Genomic DNA, 2,612 nt, shown 5'->3' with positions numbered 1-2,612 from the left:
CCCATAGCGATGTTGGTGACGCGTTCGAGGATGATTTCCACGACGACCGGGACTTTGTGTTCCGAGGCGAGGGTTCGGGCACGGCGGAGTGCGTCGCCGATCAGTTCGGGTTCGGTCACGCGCAGTGCTGTGCATCCCAGTCCTTCTGCGACACGGACGTGGTCGACGCCGTATCCCTTGGGCAGGGTCTCCTCGGTTTCTTGGGTGTTGATGTTGTCGAATCCGAGTTGGACGCAGAAGTCCATGTCGAAGGCGCGTTGGGCCTGACGGATCAGCCCGAGGTAGGAGTTGTTGACGACGACGTGCACGTAGGGGAGGTTGAACTGCGCTCCGACGGCGAGTTCTTCGATCATGAACTGGAAGTCGTAGTCACCGGAGAGGGCAACGACGTCGACGCTCGGGTCGGCGGCGACGGCACCGAGGGCGGCCGGGATGGTCCAGCCCAGCGGGCCGGCTTGCCCGCAGTTGATCCAGTTGCGTGGGGAGTAGACGTGCAGAAACTGTCCGCCCGCGATCTGGGAGAGTCCGATGGTGCTGATGTATCGGGTGTCTCGGCCGAAGACCTTGTTCATCTCCTCGTACACGCGTTGCGGTTTGATCGGCACGTTGTCGAAGTGGGTGCGTCGGTGCATGGTGGCTTTGCGGTGGGCACATGCTGCGACCCAGTCACCGAGATCGGGCAGTGTTCCTGCTGCCGTGCGTTCCCGGGCGACCGCGATGAACTGCTCGAGGGCTGCTTTGGCGTCGGAGATGATGCCGTAGTCGGGTGCGAAGACGCGTCCGATCTGGGTGGGTTCGATGTCGACGTGGACGAACGTGCGGCCTTTGCGGTAGGTGTCGAGGCCCCCGGTGTGCCGGTTGGCCCACCGATTGCCGATACCGAGCACGAAGTCCGACGCCAGTAGTGTGGCGTTTCCGTAGCGGTGTGCGGTCTGCAGTCCCACCATGCCCGCGGCGAGGCGGTGATCGTCGGGAATGGTGCCCCATCCCATCAGGGTCGGGATCACGGGGACGTCGAGGAGTTCGGCGAGTTCGACGAGGAGGTCGGAGGCGTCGGCGTTGATGATGCCGCCGCCGGCGACGATCAACGGCCGCTCGGCGGCGAGGAGCATGTCGATCGCCTTCTCGGCCTGCGCCCGCGAGCACCGGGGCTTGTGCACCGGCAGAGGCTGGTAGGTATCGGGGTCGAAGTCGATGTCGGCGAGCTGGACGTCGATGGGCAGATCGATCAGGACCGGCCCTGGTCGGCCGGATCGCATCAGGTGGAATGCCTGAGCGAACGCGCCCGGCACCTGCGCTGGTTCGAGAACGGTCATCGCCATCTTGGTGACGGGCCCGGCGATCGCGGCGATGTCGACGGCTTGGAAGTCCTCTTTGTGCAGCCGTGCGACGGGAGCTTGGCCGGTGATGGCCAGGATCGGGATGGAATCGGCCATCGCGGAGTACAGGCCGGTGATCATGTCGGTGCCGGCCGGGCCGGAGGTGCCGATGCAGATTCCGATGTTGCCTGCGGCGGCGCGGGTGAACCCTTCGGCCATGTGGGAGGCGCCTTCGACGTGGCGGGCGAGGACGTGGCGGATGCCGCCGTGCTCCCGCATCGCGGCGTAGAAGGGGTTGATCGCTGCGCCGGGCAGACCGAACGCGGTGGTGGCGCCTTCGAGTTCGAGAATTTTCACGGCTGCATCGGCCGCGCGCATCTTGGGCATGTCAGTGCACCGTGGTTTCTGTGTCGAGGGTTCCGGACAGGCGAGCGACCCCGCGGTAGAGGGCCGAATGATCGAGGCTGCCGTCGCCGTTGGCGCGGGCCGATGCCATCAGCTGGGCCAGGACAGCACCCATCGGCACGACGATGCCTGCTTCGCGGGCAGCGGAGGTGACGATGCCGAGGTCCTTGTGGTGCAGGTCGATTCGGAATCCCGGTTCGAACGATCTGTCGAGCATCGTCTGTGCCTTCTGGTTCAGCACTGCTGACCCGGCGAGGCCTCCGCCGAGTACCTCGACCGATGCCGCGAGGTCCACTCCGTAGGCTTCGAGGAATGCGATGGCCTCGGCGAGGACCTGGATGTTGCCGGCGACGATGAGCTGATTGGCGGCTTTGACGGTCTGCCCCGATCCGCTGGGGCCGACGTGAACCACTGTTTTTCCGACCACGTCGAGTATCGGTTCGGCGGAGGCGAAGTCCTCTGCGCTGCCGCCGACCATGATCGACAGTGTGGCGTTCTCGGCGCCTGCCTGGCCTCCGGAGACGGGTGCGTCGATCAAACGGAATCCGCGGGTGGAGGCTTCCTCGGCGAGCGAGGCGGTCACGTCCGGGCGGATGCTCGAGAAGTCGATGACGAGGGTGCCGCGGCGGGCGTGGTCGAACACGCCGTCTTCACCGAGCAGCACCTGGTGCACGTCGGGGGAATCGGGGACCATGACCGCCACGATGTCGGCGTCGGCGACGGCCTTCGCGATGGAGTCCGCGGCGATGCCACCGGCAGCCACGAGACGTTCTGTCGCACCGACCGACCTGTTGTAGCCGACGACTGTGTGTCCGGCCTCGGCGAGATGAACGGACATGGGGCTTCCCATGATCCCGAGACCGATGAAAGCGATTGTGCTCATGGAGA

General features: G+C 65.6%; 2 protein-coding genes. Both read right to left on the bottom strand.

Going from position 1 to position 2,612, the window contains the following annotated elements; genetic code table 11:
• A partial coding sequence (gene gcl, locus CH293_RS27685; protein ID WP_094722068.1) for a glyoxylate carboligase occupies nucleotides 1–1,706 on the bottom strand: 1,706 nt, incomplete at its 3' end.
• Between the two features lies 1 nt (nucleotide 1,707).
• Complete coding sequence (locus CH293_RS27680) at nucleotides 1,708–2,607, bottom strand: 2-hydroxy-3-oxopropionate reductase (RefSeq protein WP_094722069.1); 900 nt, start codon at nucleotides 2,605–2,607, stop codon at nucleotides 1,708–1,710.
• Nucleotides 2,608–2,612: the final 5 nt, after the last annotated feature.

Source organism: Rhodococcus sp. 14-2470-1b, from assembly GCF_002259415.1.
Classification (GTDB): domain Bacteria; phylum Actinomycetota; class Actinomycetes; order Mycobacteriales; family Mycobacteriaceae; genus Rhodococcoides.
The sequence above is the reverse complement of the archived record's forward strand: the minus strand, read 5'-3'. Positions and strand labels throughout refer to the sequence as shown.